We start from the raw sequence: 15,106 nt of genomic DNA, 5'->3' as shown, positions 1-15,106 counted from the left end.
CAGATCCGCCGACGCGCTCGTCGACAAAATCAGTAATGCGTCCGACTTTGGTGTTGGCTACATAAGCGGGGGCTTTAGCTGTTGATGCTGCGCTCATGCTCATCACGCTCCCAGTAACTTGGTCCTACAGGTTCTTTGAAGTCGCTGGTAGCGACCAGGTAGCCCTCGTCATCAACCGCGATGGGCAGCTGGGGGAGAGGACGGCTGGCGGGGCCGAAGATAACCTTGCATTCCTTGGTCAGGTCGAAGGTTGACTGGTGGCACGGGCACAGCAGGTGGTGCGTCTGCTGCTCGTACAGGGCAACAGGGCAGCCGACGTGGGTGCAGATCTTTGAATAGGCAACGATGCCGTTGTAACCCCAGTTTTCACGGCCCGGAGACGGGTTGAGCGAAGCGGGATCCAGACGCATGAGCAGGACGACGGCCTTGGCCTTCTCGTTCAGCTTGCCTTCGTGCAGATCGTTGAGGCCTTCCGGGATGACATGGAAGGCGGAACCGATGGTGACATCGGACGCTTTGATGGGAGTGCCGTCGGGGTCGCGGGCGAGGCGCTTGAGCTTGCCGTCCGTCGGGGCCCACATGGTGTGTGCCAGCTTGTTATCGGGGCGGGGACCAAGGTCGCCGAATACCGCCAGCGCGGGGAGCGGCGCGAGGGCCACGGCTCCGAGCAGGGTGTTCCGGATAAGGGGACGGCGCTTGATGCCCGTTTCCTCGACGATGTCGTCGACGATCCGAACAGCAGCCTTCCGGTCGTCCTCATAGCGGATTGCGTGCCGTTCCTCGGAAACCTCGTGGTCCGGCATGAGGGCCTTGGCCCAGTGCACGATGCCGGTGCCGATGCCCAGCATCGCGAAGGCCGTGCCCAAGCCGAGCAGGGCGTTCTGCAGCCTGATGGTGGCGATCGTGGAGTCATCGCCCAGGTCGATGGCGAAGTACGCCACCAGGAAGATCACGGTGCCAACGACCGAAGTGCCGAAGAGTACGGCTACCTGCCGTTCTGCTCGCTTTGCGGCCTTCGGGTCCGTGTCAGCCAGGCGCAAACGGTGCGGGGGAATTCCAGGGTCCTGGAACTTCTCCACCTCATTCTGACCAGCCGTAGCTACGGTGCCCGAGTGGTTCGGACTGCCGTCACTATGGTTGCCCATGATTCGCCTCATCCTTCTCTCGTCTCGGCGGTGCCGAGTTAATGTTCAATTTCAAACCTGCTGAACGTTCAACAGGACGTTCTGTGTGGTGACCGGAGCGCACTAGGACGTGCGGGATGTCAGCCAGATGGTGAAGGCGATGATGACGCCGAGGCCGGCGATCCAGACGAACAGGCCTTCCGAAACCGGGCCGAGGGCTCCGAGGTCGGCGCCGCCGGGGGAGCCGGTCGATTCAATCTGCTTCAGGAACGTGACGATGTCGCGCTTGCCTTCGGGGGTGATGTTCGAGTCGCTGAAGACCGGCATGTTCTGCGGGCCGGTCACCATGGCCTCGTAAATGTGCTTGCCCGAAACGTCGGCCAGGGCCGGAGCGAACTTGCCGCGGGTCAGGGCGCCGCCGGCTGCGGCAGCGTTGTGGCACATGGCGCAGTTCGTGCGGAACAGTTCGCCACCCTTTGCGGCATCGCCCTGCTCATCGAGAACGCCAGCTTCAGGGATGGCGGGGCCGGGGCCCAAGGAGGCGACATAGGCGGACAGCTGGTGGGTCTGCTGCTCGTTGAACTGGGCCGGCTTCTTGTAAGCCTGGGGGCCGTTCATCTGCATGGGCATGCGTCCGGTGCCGACCTGGAAGTCAACGGCAGCGGCGCCGACGCCAACCAGGGAGGGACCGTCCTGCGTTCCGCCGGCACCCATACCGTGGCAGGTGGCGCAGTTAGCTTCGAAGAGCTTCTCGCCTTCCTCGGTGTCGCTGGCAGTGAAGTCGGCAGTGCTGGCTTTGGCCTCGTTGACGGTGGTGGCAACGGCATACAGCCCACCAGTGAGGAGGAGGCCCATCAACAGCAGGGCTATTGCTGCCAGTGGGTGACGTCGCTTCTGCGAGAGTGCCTTCACGTGGTGGTTCCTTTATTCGATCGTGCGTCGGCTCCGGGAGCCGCTTCTTGAATTTCAGTCTCTTGCGGGACAAGAGCAAAGTCTTGGTTACTGGAGGACATAGATGACCAGGAAGAGGCCAATCCAGACGACGTCCACGAAGTGCCAGTAGTACGAGGTGACAATGGCCGAGGTGGCCTCGAAGTGACCGAACTTCTTAGCGGCGAAGGAGCGGCCCATGATGAGGAGGAATGCGACCAGGCCGCCGATGACGTGCAGGCCGTGGAAACCGGTGGTCATGTAGAACGCCGAACCGTAGGCGTTCGACGAGAGCGTGACGTGCTCGGAAACGAGCATGGCGTACTCGGTTGACTGGCCGGCCACGAAGAACGCACCCATAAGGAACGTCAGGGTGAACCACTCGTTCATGCCCCAGCGGGTGAACTGCAGCGGACCGCCGCTGCGTCGCGGCTGGAGCCGCTCTGCGGCGAAGACGCCCATCTGGCAAGTGAAGGAACTGGCCACGAGGACGATCGTGTTAACGAGCGCAAAAGGGAAGTTGAGCTTGGCCGTCTCTTCAGCCCACATCTGTCCGGAAGTGGACCGGAGGGTGAAGTACATGGCGAAGAGGCCGGCGAAGAACATCAACTCGCTGGACAGCCAAACTACGGTTCCGACAGAAACCATATTGGGGCGGTTCAGCGTGGGGTGCGCCGGGGTACTGGGGGCATGGGTCGCAGATGTCACATAGACATTATGTCTGTAAAACTCCGTCCTGCCCAACGCAAACCGCCTTTTGGGAGGACTTTTTCTACAAAGACGCGAAATCGCGCTGAAAAGTTCCCCGAGGGGTTCACATTGGTTTTTGGAACCTCCACCTCGATAGCATCGGGAGGTGACTTCACAGGTATCGGCACAGGCGGCAGGTAACACCTGGCCGCGGCTCATCTCCGCACTGATTGAAGGCAAGGACCTGACGGCGGAGAACACGGCCTGGGCCATGGGCACCATCATGTCCGGTGAGGCCACGCCTGCTCAGATCGCTGGTTTCCTCGTGGCGCTGCGCGCCAAAGGCGAGACCGTCGATGAGATCGCAGGCCTCGTCGATGCCATGGTGGCCCACGCCAAGCCCATCTCCATCTCCGGCGAGAAGCTCGACATCGTGGGCACGGGCGGCGACCAGCTTAATACTGTGAACATCTCCACTATGGCCGCGCTCGTTTGCGCCGGCGCCGGCGCCAAAGTGGTCAAGCACGGCAACCGTGCCGCATCGTCGTCGTCGGGTTCGGCGGATGTGCTGGAAGCCCTGGGCGTCCGGCTGGACTTGCCGATTCCGGACGTTGCACGCAGCGCGGAAGTGGCTGGAATCACGTTCTGCTTCGCCCAGGTGTTCCACCCGTCGTTCCGCCACACGGCGGTGCCGCGCCGGGAGCTCGCCATACCCACGGCCTTCAACTTCCTCGGCCCGCTCACCAACCCCGCGAGGGTGCAGGCTTCGGCCGTGGGCGTGGCCAACGCCCGGATGGCCCCGCTGGTGGCCGGCGTACTGGCCAAGCGCGGCAGCCGCGGACTCGTCTTTCGCGGGAGCGACGGCCTGGACGAACTGACCACCACCGGTCCCTCGACCGTGTGGGAGATCCGCGACGGCGGGGTCACCGAACAGCAGTTCTCGCCGGCAGAGCTCGGTATCCGTCACGCGACGGTGGAGGAACTCCGCGGCGGAGACGCCCAAGCGAATGCCGCCGTCGTCCGCCAGGTGCTGGCCGGCGCTGCCGGAGCAGCGCGCGATGCTGTCCTTCTTAATGCCGCCGCCGGCCTGGTGGCGTACGACGTGGCTGCGGAAGGTCCGCTGACTGTGCGCATGGGGAAGGCGCTGGCCCGCGCCGCCGAGTCCATCGATTCCGGGGCGGCAGCGGCCGTCCTGGACAAATGGGTCAGCCTCACGCAGGAGTGACTCGGCGCGCTCTGTTAGCCGCGCATGGATGGGATGGCTGAAGGCTGCCCGATGGGTATGACATGCGGACGCCCCTCGGTCGGTTCGTTCACCACCTGGGCCTCCAGTCCGAAAACTTCGCGGAGCAACTGGGGCGTGACCACTTCTGCCGGTGTTCCCTGCGCCACAATGCGGCCGTCCTTCATGGCCACAATGTGGTCCGAGTAGCGGGCTGCCAGCGAGATGTCGTGAAGCACCATGACCACCGTCCTGCCGTGGCTGCGGTTCAAGCTCCGGACAAGTTCCAGGACGTCCACTTGGTGGGCGAGGTCCAGGTAGGTGGTGGGTTCGTCAAGGAGGACTATCCCGGTTTCCTGGGCGAGGGTCATGGAAATCCACGCCCGCTGCCGCTGGCCTCCGGAAAGGTCTTCGAGGGGGGTGTCGGCCAGTTCCGTGATGTCGGTGGCCCGGAGCGCATCTTCAACGACTGTCTGGTCCTCGGGGGAAAACTGCTGGTACCACTTTTGCCGCGGGTGCCTGCCGCGCGAGACCAGGTCCGCCACGGTCAGCCCCGAAGGTGCGCTGGGCGTTTGCGGCAGGATGCTGATTCTCGTGGCGACCTGACGGGTGGACCGGCTGCCCAGCGCCGCTCCGTCCAGGAGCACGTCGCCGGTGCGTGGCGCGAGCAGCCTGCCGAGGCCGCGGAGGAGCGTGGATTTGCCGCAGCCGTTGGGCCCGATGATCGAGGTAACCCGTTCATTCGGGACTGTCAGGGACAGGTTGTGGATGATGTTGGGGCCGTCGTAGCCCAGGCTGAGGTTTTCAGTCCGCAGCCCTTCGTCCCGCTGTGTGGCGATATTCAACTCAGCCTCCGCTGGTACTTCAGGAGCAGGTGGATCAGGAACGGCGCGCCGAGAACCGCGGTGGCGACGCCGACGGGCAAAGGCGCACTGAGGGCGCTGGCCGAGATGGTGTCGGCCAGGAGCACGAACACTGCACCCACTAGGGCGGACACGCCGACCGGGGGAACAACGCTGGATGTCAGGGACCGGGCGATCTGGGGGCTGGCCAGGGCCACGAAGGCCACAGGGCCTGCCGTGACGGTGGCGACGGATGCCAGCAGCACTGCGATGGTCAGCACGGTCAGCCGCACGGTTCCGATGCGGGTGCCGAGCCCGACGGCGGTATCCTCGCCAAAGCCGGTCAGCAGCAGCCACCGGCCGCTGATGACAGCGGCGGCGATGAGAAACGCGGCGCTGAACGCCATCGGCTGGACCGTGGTCCAGTCCTTGCCGTTGAGCGAGCCGGTCATCCACGTCAGGGCCTGTGCCGCGCTGGTGACGTCCCCCAGGGTCAGGATCCAGGTGGTGAGGCTGGCGGCGAGGCCGGAGATGCCGAGCCCCGCGAGGACGAGCCGGTAACTGTCCAAGCCCCTGCGGTAGGCGAGCACGTAGACTGCGACTCCGCTGGCAATGCCTGCAGTGAAGGCCGCGGCAGGCATTCCCACGGTGGCGGCGAGCCCGCTGAGCCCGGCATGTCCGCCGCCCGCGATCACCAGGACCGCCACCGCGCCGAGTGACGCACCTGCGGTCACCCCCAGCAGGTCCGGGCTGGCCAGGGGATTGCGGGCCACGGTCTGGGTGATGGCGCCCGCCGCGGCCAGGGAGGCGCCGACCAGCACGGCGGCCACCATGCGGGGCGCGCGGAACTCCGTGACAGCCAGGTGCGTCCGGGGGCTGGACGTGTCGCCAAAGAGTGCACCAAGAACATCGGGATAGGGCAGGGGCGTCCCGCCGAAGGCCACGTGCAGTGCCATCGCGGCAACCAGCACCGCCGTCAGCAGGACGGCCACCGCGGCCAGGCGGAGGTTGACTCGAATCGATACCGGTCCCAGGCGCAGCGCCCGGATGGTGGCTGCCCCGGTCCGCCGGCCGCTGTCAAGGACAGTCATAGCGTCGCCAGCCTGCGGCGGCGGGCCAAGTGGACGAAGAACGGGGCTCCGGCAACGGCAAGGACCACTCCGACGGAAAGTTCGCCGGGGCGGGCTATCACTCGTCCCGCGGTGTCGGCCAGGAGCAGCAGCGTCGCACCGGTCACCGCGGACACCGGTATCAACCAGCGGTAGTCAGGTCCGGTCAGGGCCCGGGTGATGTGGGGGACCAGCAGCCCGGCGAAGGCGATCGGCCCTGCCATCGTCACTGCTGAACCGGCCAGCAGGGTGATGGCAGTGAGTCCTACGGCGCGTGCCCGGAAGACGGAAATTCCCAGCGAAACGGCCGTATCTGCCCCCAGGGACAACGCGTTGAGGGGCCGGATATTGAGCACGGCCAGGATGGCGCCGGCCCCTATGAACGGCCAGATCACCGAGAGCACGTCGCTGCGCCCGGCCAGCGATCCGACTTGCCAGAACCGAAGGGTATCCAGCGCCTGGTCGTTGAGCAGGACGATGCCGGCCACGAGTCCCGAACAAAGCGCCGTCACCGCAGCCCCGGCCAAGACGAGGGTCACGGGGGTGGCGCCGTGACGGGCAGCAGAGCCAATGGCGAATACCAGGACGCTCGCGGCCAGTGCTCCGGCGAAGGCCAGAAGAGCCTGCGCCAATGCTGGTACCTCCCCGGCGAGCGCTGTCGCGCTGACGATGGCCAGTGCCGCCCCCTGGTTGATGCCCAGGAGCCCAGGATCCGCCACCGGATTTCGGGTGTGTCCTTGGATCAGGGCACCGGCCAGCCCAAGGCAGATCCCGGCGCACACGGCCAGGACCGTGCGCGGCCAGCGAAGCTCGCGGACGGTGACGTCCATGACTGCCCCATCCGGAATGAACAGCGCGTGCCAGACGTCCTGCAGGGACGACGGTTGTCCGCCAATGCACATGCTCAGGACGGCCGCGGCGATCATCGCCGCCACGGATGCGACAAGCCACCGCAGCGCTGATCTGCGCCGCGGGCGCAGCCCGCCCCGGATTGTTGCCGTCCGCTCCGGCGCTGCCGGAGCTTCGGTCGGATCCAGCGTTTTCACTCGGTCCTTCCATTACGTCATGCGTTTGTGATCTATTTCCCGAAGGCCTGCTACAGTCTACGGCAGACACAGGTAAGCCTTGCCTTAGAAGTCGACGTCCCCGTCACATCGTTTGAAAGCGACATAGTGAAAACACGCATCCTCAAGAAATTCAGTGCGGCCGCCACGGGCCTGGCGCTGCTCGCCACCGCCGCTTGCGGTTCCCCGGCTGCCAGCAGCAGCCCCTCGTCATCGGGGGCGGCACAGTCGGAGGGGGCACAGTCAGGGGCGGCGCAGTCGGCCGGATACCCGCTGACCATAGAACACACCATGGGCTCGACCACGATCGAAGCGGCACCCAAGCGCGTCGTCGCGCTGGACCCCAGCTACATCGACGCTGCCCTCCTGCTCGGCGCTGACCTGGTTGGCTACGTGCAGTACCGCCAGGACCCGAAAGCACCCTTCTCGCCGTATCTTGGCGACGTCGCGGATGCCACGAAGGATTCAGTGAACGTGGGCACGCTTGCCGAGCCGAACCTGGAGAAGATCCTGGAGCTGCAGCCGGACCTCATCGTTTCCGCCAAAGTCCGCCACGAGGCCCTGTACCCCCAGTTGTCCAAGATCGCGCCCACCATTTTCTCCGTGAGCACCGGTCCGACGTGGAAGGAAAACGTGGTCTTCCTGGGCGAGGCACTCGGTAAGAAGGCGAAGGCCGAAGAGCTCGTCAAGGCCTACGAGGACAGGGCCCAGAAGGTTGGTGCGGAGATTCTCAAGAAGAAGCCGGACGCCACATATTCGCTGGTCCGCTTCACCGGCGGGGATACCGCCCGCCTGTATTCGTCCAATTCGTTCATCGGTGAAATCATGGCGGACATGCGCATCCCGCGCCCGAAGACCGCTCCGGACAGCACCGAGGAAATCTTCGTCCCGCTTTCGGCCGAGCAAATCCTGCAGGGGGACGCTGGCCTCGTGATGGTGAGTGCCTTCACGCCTGCAGGCGCAGAGGGAGACACGGCCCGCGCCCAGCAGGAAAAATTCCAGTCCAACCCGCTGTGGAAGAAGCTGAAGGGCGAAGTCGTCGCCGTCGACGACGCAACGTTCCTTGCCTCCGTGAGCATCCAGGGCGCCCACGCCGTCATCACGGACCTGGCGAAGCATTACGGAGTGGATCCCCACCTGCCGTAGCCTGCCGCAGCCGGACCGAAACCGGTGGCCGCCAGGAGCTGACAAAGCATCCTGGCGGCCACTGTCCTTGGCCAGTTATTGGCTATTGTCTCCGGCCATTGTCTCAGGCCGCGGCGCGCTCCGAACGGGGCTTTCTTCCCTGCACACGCGCGGTTTTCAGGAGTAAGATGTGGGCGTCGGCAGGAATCCTGCGACTCCTTGCCGCGGGCCGGTTCTCCATCTGAAGAGCCGGCAATCAGCGTGAAAGGGAGACCAATGACTACCGCTTCACACCCCGCCGAGCACCACCACATGATGGGGTTGACTCTTCATAACACCGCCATGGGTATTGGTGTGGTTTTCCTGCTGGTTGGAGTCCTCGGGTTCATCCCGGGAGTCACCACCAATTACGGCGCCATGACGTTTGCCGGACATGAGTCCGGGGCCATGCTGCTTGGAGTCTTCCAGGTGTCCGTGCTGCACAACATCGTCCATTTGCTGTTCGGCGCGGCAGGTATTGCAATGGCCCGGACAGGCCAGATGGCCCGCTGGTTCCTGCTTGGCGGCGGCATCGTGTACCTCCTTCTGTGGATCTACGGCCTGGTCATTGACATGAACACCGTCGCCAACTTTGTCCCGTTTAACACTGCCGACAACTGGCTGCATCTGGTCCTCGGCGTAGCCATGATCGGTTTGGGCCTCTGGCTCGGCAGGGATGCGATGGACAGGACGAGGGGAAGCGCCCCATAGGGCGTCCCGCGGTTCGTGGAAAACCGACGACGGCGGCCGTCCCCCGAGCGGGCAATCTGCTCTCGGGACGGTCGGCGTCGTGTTTTGTATTTCTGACCGCCCGCGGCGTCGGCGGCTCCTGATCCAGCCTGAGTACGGCCGGGTATTACCCGGTGATCCGGAGGTGTCGGCATGAACGCCGCATCGAACAGTGCCGCATCGAACAGTGAACGGCCCGAAGGTCAACCCGTCTCCCTCTGGGTCGCCACCGCCGGAACCACGGACTATCCAGTCCTGAGCGGGGACGTGGAGACCGACGTGGCGGTCATCGGGGCAGGCATCGCCGGGCTGACGGCCGCGCTGGCGCTCAAACGCGCCGGACACACCGTTGCGGTCATCGAGGCCGCCCGCGTCGGAACAGGCGTCACCGGCCACACCACAGGCAAGGTCACCTCCCTGCACCGCCTCGCCTACAAAGAAATCGTGCGCGGCCACGGTGCCGACACGGCCCGGATCTACGGACAGGCGAACGAGGCGGCGATCGACCACGTCGCGCGCGTTGTGGCCGAGGAAGGCATCGCCTGTGACTTCCGGCGCGTCGCCAACTACACGTATGCCGCATCAGCTGAGGCGCTTGAACTCGTCCGCGCTGAAGCCGCCCTGGCCGAGCGGCTGGGCCTTCCGGGCACTTTCACCTCCGATGTGCCGCTGCCCTTCCCGGTCAAGGGTGCGGTCCGGTTCGACGGGCAGGCGCAGATCCATTCCATGAAGTACCTCCAGGGTCTTGCCCGTGCGGTTGACGGCGGGGGCAGCTTCGTGTTCGAGGGGATGCGTGCGCTGCAAGTCCGCGATGGTTCCCCGGGCATGGTCCAGACCGAGCAGGGGACCGTCCGCGCCCGTGACATTATCGTCGCCACGAACGTGCCGTTCGGCGGCCAGGGCCTGTTCGACGTGCGGTGTCATCCGCACCGTTCATACCTCGTCGCCGGACGCGTGGACACGCCGCCGCTGGACGCCACGTTCATCAGCGCCGACGACCCGCTGCGCTCCATTCTCAGCGTCAGCGCCGGCGGCAAGAGTTATGTTCTGACTGGCGGCGAAGGCCATCGCGTGTCCGAGGCCGGCGACACGGCCGCGCGGTACCGCAGGCTCGCCGCCTTCGCCCATGAGCGCCTCGGCGTCGGCGAGATCGCCTACCGCTGGTCAACGCAGGACGGCATCCCGCTCGACGGGCTGCCCTACGCCGGACTCATGTCTCCCACCGCCAAGCACGTGTACGTGATCACCGGTCTCCGCAAATGGGGCCTGTCCAACGGAACCGCCGCCGCCCTCATTCTCGCCGACACCCTCAGCGGCCGGGAGAACCGCTGGGCCGCGGTGTTCAACAGCAACCGGATCACCCCGAAAGCCAGCGCGCGGCGGTTCGTGAGGGAGAACGTCAAGACAGCGGCAGCCGTCCTGGCCGGAAAATTCAGCGGCCGGCCGAGCCATGCTGCCCTTGCCCCGGGGCAGGGAACAGTCATCAAAGTCAAGGGGGAGAGCACCGCCGTCTACAAGGACGCTGACGGCAGCGTCCACGCCGTCTCCGCCATCTGCACGCATCTGGGCTGCACCGTCGGCTTCAATCCTTCCGACGCGACCTGGGACTGCCCGTGCCACGGTTCGCGGTTCTCCACGGACGGCACCGTCGTCCAGGGGCCAGCTGCCAAAAACCTCCCACCCAGACCGCACCCTTGACAGCGGCCGTCCGATAGGACCTCGTTCAGCCCTCGTACTCCTCGAATCCCGGCTATTCCTCGAATCCCAGAGCAAACGCGGCGTCGAGATCGTGCTGTGAGTATGCGCGGAAGGCGATGTGGGTGGTGGTGTGGACCACTGCGGGGACTTTGGACAGCTTGTCCGCGATGACATCCGCAAGTTCGTCGTGCTGTGACACGCGGGCCACCGCAATGAGGTCCCACTCTCCGGTCACCGAGTAGACCTCGCTGATGCCCTGGATGGCGGAGATTTCCTCGGCAGTTTCAGGGATTCGTGAGGCGTCTGTCTTAATCAGGACGAAGGCGGTGATCACTGGTAACCCTTCCGGATCTGTTGTGCACCGGCAGTGCCGGCGGGTGCATACTGTGCTGCCAGCCTAGTACATCAGCCCCGCCGTCGTGATCGCCGCAGCCACAGGAATCCAAGGATGAGAAGCCGGTAGCCAAGGAGCAAAACTGCGAGGCTGATAAGCGCGACGATGACGAACGGCAAGACCACGGTCTGCCCGGTCAAGGCCCTCAGTGCCATCCCCCCGCACACCGCGCCGAGCCAGACGGCAACACCGGCCGGCCACAGCGCGAGCGGGTCGCGCCACAGTCGCATCAGGAGCCAGGCAACAGCCGCTCCGGCGAGGAAGGGCCAGGCTGTGAGCACGACCCCGGTAATAACGTCGCCACGGGCATGGGCGTCGCGGCCGATGGCGGCAAACGCCATGATGAGCAGGGCATCAGCGGCTGCCGCAGAGGCGGTCACGGCGGTGAAGGACCGCCCTGTAGTCGTGGGGCTTTGTGTCGAACGCATGCCTTTGAGCCTAGCTGTTTCCGCCATCGGTGTTGGCCGACCCCGTTGTCACTGTTCCCGCGGAGGGCTACGCTCTAGCCGGCAGGGGCCTGCGGCCAGCGGCTGGCCCGGCGTCGGAAGATTCCAGGGAAAGGGTAACTACCATGCAGAAGATCACTGCCTGTCTTTGGTTCGACAACCAGGCGGAAGAAGCGGCCGAGTACTACGTGTCAGTCTTTGACAATGCAAAGATCAACAACATTTCGCGTTTCGGCGAAGGCGGCCCCGGATCCGAGGGGCAGGTCATGGTTGTGGACTTCAGCATTGAAGGCCAGGAGTTCCAGGCCCTGAACGGGGGACCGGCGTTCTCGTTCACGGAGGCCGTCTCATTCTCGATCGACTGCGCGTCGCAGGAAGAAGTGGACCGCTACTGGAAGGCGCTGACCGACGGCGGGACCGAGAGCCAGTGCGGGTGGCTCAAAGACAGATACGGGGTCTCCTGGCAGGTTGTCCCGTCAGCGCTCGGCGGGCTGATTGGCGGTCCGGACCCCGCCGGATCCCAGCGCGCCATGCAGGCGATGCTCGGGATGAAGAAACTGGACATTGCCGAGATCCAAAAGGCGTACGACGGCGGCTGACTCAGGCGGGTGCCCTCCGGCACCGCGGCTCCGGCGCGGCGCGCGGCTCGGACCGCTCAGGAGCGGCCTGCAGGAGCCGTCGTGTGCCGAACCACCAGGCGGGGCCGGAGCTTTTCACTGCGTTGCGGCAACGCGGGCTCCGCCATGCGCTCCACCAACAGTTGCGCAGCCCGGACGCCCACCTCGCGGCTTACGGGGTCGACGCTGCTCAACGACAGGCGCCGGATGGAGGCCAGGTGAGTGTTGTCGTACCCTATCAGCGAGAGTCCACCGGGTACTCTGATGGACCGCTCATCGGCTGCCGAGAGGGCGCCAATGGCAAGGATGTCATTGGCGGCGAAGACCGCCGTCGGTGGCCGGCCCCCGTCGAGAAGCCGGGCCATTGCCTCGAAACCGGACTGCTCGGTCAGATCCGTTTGCACCACCCGGACGTATTCCTGCAGGCCTTGGCGTGCCATGGTGTCCGAATAGGAAGCTGCCCGCAGGGCAGCCGAACCGGTGGGCGCAGTGAGGTACGCGATGTCACGATGCCCCAGTCCAATCAGGTATTCGACCGCTTGGCGGGCGCCAGCCACGTCGTCGTTGGTCACGAGGTCGGCCGCGGGGAGTTCTACGACACGGGAACCGACCACGACGGCCGGCGTGTTGGTGGTCGCGCGAGCAAGGTCTGCGTCGGGGCCGACATCTCCCGCGATGACCAGCCCGTCGACGCGCATTTCCATGAAGGGGGATACCGGGCTTTCCCCAGGCCGGGCCAGGTAGCGGTGGTCACCGAGGACCATCCGCAGGTTCCTCGCACCGAATATGGATTGCAGACCGTCGAGCAGGTCCACGAACCAGGGGTTGGCCAAGTCGTCCAGGAGTACTCCGACGATTCGGGTCCGTCCGCTGGCCAGTGAGCGCGCGGCGATGCTCGGCCTATAATCCAGGGCGGCCATGGCTTCGGCCACTGCCTGCCTTTTCGGCTCACTGACTTTGGGCGAACCCTGCAGGACGAGAGAGACCAGTGCACGCGAAACGCCCGCTTCCCGTGCCACGTCCACAATCGTGGGGCGCCTGGCCGCTCCCTGATCCTTCACTTCACTCCCCGGCACTCGCTACTCCCTGCGGGGCAAGCGTACCGCGGGTGGAGCGGCGTCCCAGGCAGGACGCCCCTCCACCGGACAGCATGCAGAGGTGCTACAAGACGCCCTAGGGCCCTGTTTTCCCGGTGATTCTTATAGAGCCCTTCTTATAGGGCCCTCTTTCACAGTGTCGTTTTTCGCAGGGCCGTCGCCTTCTCTCCGGATGCGGCAGGTGGCGCGATAACGGGCAGACTGCCGGTGCGGAAGCCGACCTCCAGTTCTTCCAGCGAATGGCCCTTGGTTTCCGGAACGACCTTCGCCACGAAGACGAGTGACACGATGTTGACCAGCACGAAGACCGTGAAGGTGCCCGTTGAGCCCAGGGAGACCACCAGTATCGGGAACAGGAAGGAGATGGCGGCGTTGACGGTCCAGAGGGCGAAGACCGCAACGCCCATGGCGAAGCCGCGGATGGCCAGCGGGAAAATTTCTGACAGCAGGAGCCATACACAGGTTCCGATGAAGCACTGCACGAAGGCGACGAACAGCATCATGGCGGCCAGAATGGCGTAGCTGACGATGTCCGACTGCGGCAGGAGGAAGACGACGGCGAGCAGGGCCTGGGAGGCGACGACGCCGGAGAACCCGATGATCAGCATCCGCCGGCGGCCGATGAACCCAAGCAGCCAGATCCCCAGGACGGTCATCAGCACCGATGTCAGGCCCACCGCGACGGTGGCCACCAATGACGCGCTGACTCCGAGTCCGCTGCGCTCAAGGATCGAGGGCGCGTAGTAGTTCACGGTGTTGATGCCGGTGGCCTGTTGGACCACTGCGAGACCGATGCCGATCCACAGCAGCTTGCGCATCCATGGATTTTCCTTCAGGTCGCGCCACGCGTGGGATCGCTCGTTTCGTGCGGTAGTGGCCGATTCAACGATTTCCCGGTATTCGAAATCGGCTTCCTCAGGGCTGCGGCTCATGTCCAGGATGCGGCGGCTTTCAGCGAATCGGTCGCGGATCGCGAACCAGCGGGGCGATTCGGGCAGGATCAGCATGCCGATCAGGAGCGCGATGGCGGGAATGGACGCCACACCCAGCATGAGGCGCCAGACCTGAGCGTCATGAATAAGGGCATCCAGGAGGGCATTGATGGCGAAGGCGAGCATTTGGCCTGTAACGATCATCAGCTCGTTGATGGTGACCATGCGGCCCCGCAGGTGAGCGGGAGCCATCTCTGCCAGGTAAAGGGGGCACGTCACGGCTGCCGCGCCAACGCCCAGGCCGAGGATGACGCGGGCCACGATCATGAAGCCGACATTGGGGGCGATTGCGCACCCCAGGGCGCCGACGAGGAAGAGCACGGCGCAAACGAGGAGGCTGCCCCGGCGTCCAAGTTTGTCAGCCAGCCGTCCTCCGCTGAGTGCTCCAACAGCGGCGCCTGGGAACAGGAGCGCGCTGACGACGGTGGCTTCCTCGACCGGGGTCATGCGTAGCGAGTCCTGCATGTAGAGCAGCGCTCCGGAAATTACCCCGGTGTCGTAGCCGAAGAGGAGTCCGCCAAGGGTGGAAATGACAGTGAGGCGGGCGAGGTATCCGCGATGCTTGGAGCCCGGGGCGGGTGGGCGTGCTGCGCGCAACGACATTGTTGACTCCTTGATCTGTTGGCCGGAACACGGCCTTGAATGGGGATGCCTGCAACTGTGCAAGATCACGTGCTAACCACATTAGAGCGCTCTAACAGCTGCGTCAATCGTTTGTACTGACATACGGTCAAATGGTGCTTCAAGTCCCCTAAGCCGGGTGGCAGGCCACGTTCCTCCAAGGTATCTCCAAGGTTTTCAGGACTTGCCGGGAGCACGATGAGTGATGTTTCATCCTGAGGCCCTCGCTGATCCTGGACGGGGGACTTCACCGTCCGGATGACTTTCTTCGCCCAAGAGAAACTACGAGAAGATGAAAACATTGCTCCGTTGGTTCAGCCATTTGCTTGTTCTGTCCGTTGTCGCCGCGGGGGGTGTGGTGGGCGTC

The 15,106-nt window shown here is 64.9% G+C and carries 15 protein-coding genes; 5 read left to right on the top strand and 10 right to left on the bottom strand.

Annotated features, from left to right (window positions below; genetic code table 11):
* Positions 1-74 precede the first annotated feature (74 nt).
* From qcrA to ctaE, 3 genes are all read right to left on the bottom strand, one after another.
* Positions 75-1,145: a cytochrome bc1 complex Rieske iron-sulfur subunit gene (gene qcrA / locus AC3A3W_RS01745; protein ID WP_487440173.1), complete on the bottom strand. Its 1,071-nt coding sequence runs from the start codon at positions 1,143-1,145 to the stop codon at positions 75-77.
* Positions 1,146-1,247: 102 nt separating this feature from the next.
* Positions 1,248-2,036, bottom strand: a complete 789-nt coding sequence (gene qcrC, locus AC3A3W_RS01740; RefSeq protein WP_487440172.1) for a cytochrome bc1 complex diheme cytochrome c subunit — start codon at positions 2,034-2,036, stop codon at positions 1,248-1,250.
* Between the two features lie 87 nt (positions 2,037-2,123).
* On the bottom strand, positions 2,124-2,762 hold the full coding sequence (gene ctaE, locus AC3A3W_RS01735) for an aa3-type cytochrome oxidase subunit III (RefSeq protein ID WP_487440171.1): 639 nt from the start codon (positions 2,760-2,762) through the stop codon (positions 2,124-2,126).
* 148 nt (positions 2,763-2,910) lie between these two features.
* On the opposite strand from ctaE, the gene trpD reads away from it, so the two are divergent.
* Positions 2,911-3,969 carry an anthranilate phosphoribosyltransferase gene (trpD, locus tag AC3A3W_RS01730; protein WP_487440170.1) on the top strand — a complete coding sequence of 353 codons (1,059 nt, stop codon included), beginning with the start codon at positions 2,911-2,913 and terminating at the stop codon, positions 3,967-3,969.
* A gap of 14 nt (positions 3,970-3,983) precedes the next feature.
* On the opposite strand, the gene AC3A3W_RS01725 is transcribed toward trpD, so the two are convergent.
* Genes AC3A3W_RS01725 through AC3A3W_RS01715 form a run of 3 tightly spaced genes read right to left on the bottom strand, consistent with a single transcriptional unit; the run spans position 3,984 to position 6,963 of the window.
* The gene (locus AC3A3W_RS01725; RefSeq protein ID WP_487440169.1) at positions 3,984-4,811 is read right to left on the bottom strand and encodes an ABC transporter ATP-binding protein; all 828 of its coding nucleotides are present in this window, start codon (positions 4,809-4,811) and stop codon (positions 3,984-3,986) included.
* The gene (locus tag AC3A3W_RS01720; protein WP_487440168.1) at positions 4,808-5,899 is read right to left on the bottom strand and encodes a FecCD family ABC transporter permease; all 1,092 of its coding nucleotides are present in this window, start codon (positions 5,897-5,899) and stop codon (positions 4,808-4,810) included. The genes AC3A3W_RS01725 and AC3A3W_RS01720 overlap by 4 nt, the downstream gene beginning before the upstream one ends.
* The gene (locus tag AC3A3W_RS01715; RefSeq protein WP_487440167.1) at positions 5,896-6,963 is read right to left on the bottom strand and encodes a FecCD family ABC transporter permease; all 1,068 of its coding nucleotides are present in this window, start codon (positions 6,961-6,963) and stop codon (positions 5,896-5,898) included. The genes AC3A3W_RS01720 and AC3A3W_RS01715 overlap by 4 nt, the downstream gene beginning before the upstream one ends.
* A 126-nt stretch (positions 6,964-7,089) precedes the next feature.
* Between AC3A3W_RS01715 and AC3A3W_RS01710 the strand changes: the two genes are divergently transcribed.
* The 3 genes from AC3A3W_RS01710 (at position 7,090) to AC3A3W_RS01700 (ending at position 10,572) form a co-directional block, all read left to right on the top strand.
* Positions 7,090-8,127, top strand: a complete 1,038-nt coding sequence (locus AC3A3W_RS01710; protein ID WP_487440166.1) for an ABC transporter substrate-binding protein — start codon at positions 7,090-7,092, stop codon at positions 8,125-8,127.
* A 255-nt stretch (positions 8,128-8,382) separates the two neighbouring features.
* Positions 8,383-8,856: a DUF4383 domain-containing protein gene (locus tag AC3A3W_RS01705; protein WP_487440165.1), complete on the top strand. Its 474-nt coding sequence runs from the start codon at positions 8,383-8,385 to the stop codon at positions 8,854-8,856.
* 171 nt (positions 8,857-9,027) lie between these two features.
* On the top strand, positions 9,028-10,572 hold the full coding sequence (locus tag AC3A3W_RS01700) for an FAD-dependent oxidoreductase (protein ID WP_487440164.1): 1,545 nt from the start codon (positions 9,028-9,030) through the stop codon (positions 10,570-10,572).
* A gap of 52 nt (positions 10,573-10,624) precedes the next feature.
* Here AC3A3W_RS01700 and AC3A3W_RS01695 read toward each other — a convergent pair whose 3' ends face one another.
* Together AC3A3W_RS01695 and AC3A3W_RS01690 are read right to left on the bottom strand one after the other, a co-directional pair.
* The gene (locus AC3A3W_RS01695; protein ID WP_205651280.1) at positions 10,625-10,906 is read right to left on the bottom strand and encodes an Lrp/AsnC family transcriptional regulator; all 282 of its coding nucleotides are present in this window, start codon (positions 10,904-10,906) and stop codon (positions 10,625-10,627) included.
* Positions 10,907-10,977: 71 nt separating this feature from the next.
* Entirely contained in the window at positions 10,978-11,394 is a 417-nt protein-coding gene (locus tag AC3A3W_RS01690) for a DUF3054 domain-containing protein (protein ID WP_487440163.1), read from the bottom strand.
* Positions 11,395-11,537: 143 nt separating this feature from the next.
* On the opposite strand from AC3A3W_RS01690, the gene AC3A3W_RS01685 reads away from it, so the two are divergent.
* Complete coding sequence (locus AC3A3W_RS01685; RefSeq protein ID WP_487440162.1) at positions 11,538-12,011, top strand: VOC family protein; 474 nt, start codon at positions 11,538-11,540, stop codon at positions 12,009-12,011.
* Positions 12,012-12,067: 56 nt separating this feature from the next.
* Here AC3A3W_RS01685 and AC3A3W_RS01680 read toward each other — a convergent pair whose 3' ends face one another.
* Positions 12,068-13,090 carry a LacI family DNA-binding transcriptional regulator gene (locus AC3A3W_RS01680; RefSeq protein ID WP_487440161.1) on the bottom strand — a complete coding sequence of 341 codons (1,023 nt, stop codon included), beginning with the start codon at positions 13,088-13,090 and terminating at the stop codon, positions 12,068-12,070.
* A 167-nt stretch (positions 13,091-13,257) separates the two neighbouring features.
* Positions 13,258-14,721: a sugar porter family MFS transporter gene (locus AC3A3W_RS01675; RefSeq protein WP_487440160.1), complete on the bottom strand. Its 1,464-nt coding sequence runs from the start codon at positions 14,719-14,721 to the stop codon at positions 13,258-13,260.
* Positions 14,722-15,106: the final 385 nt, after the last annotated feature.

It is taken from the genome of Arthrobacter sp. Soil_N43 (assembly GCF_057655195.1).
The sequence above is the reverse complement of the archived record's forward strand: the minus strand, read 5'-3'. Positions and strand labels throughout refer to the sequence as shown.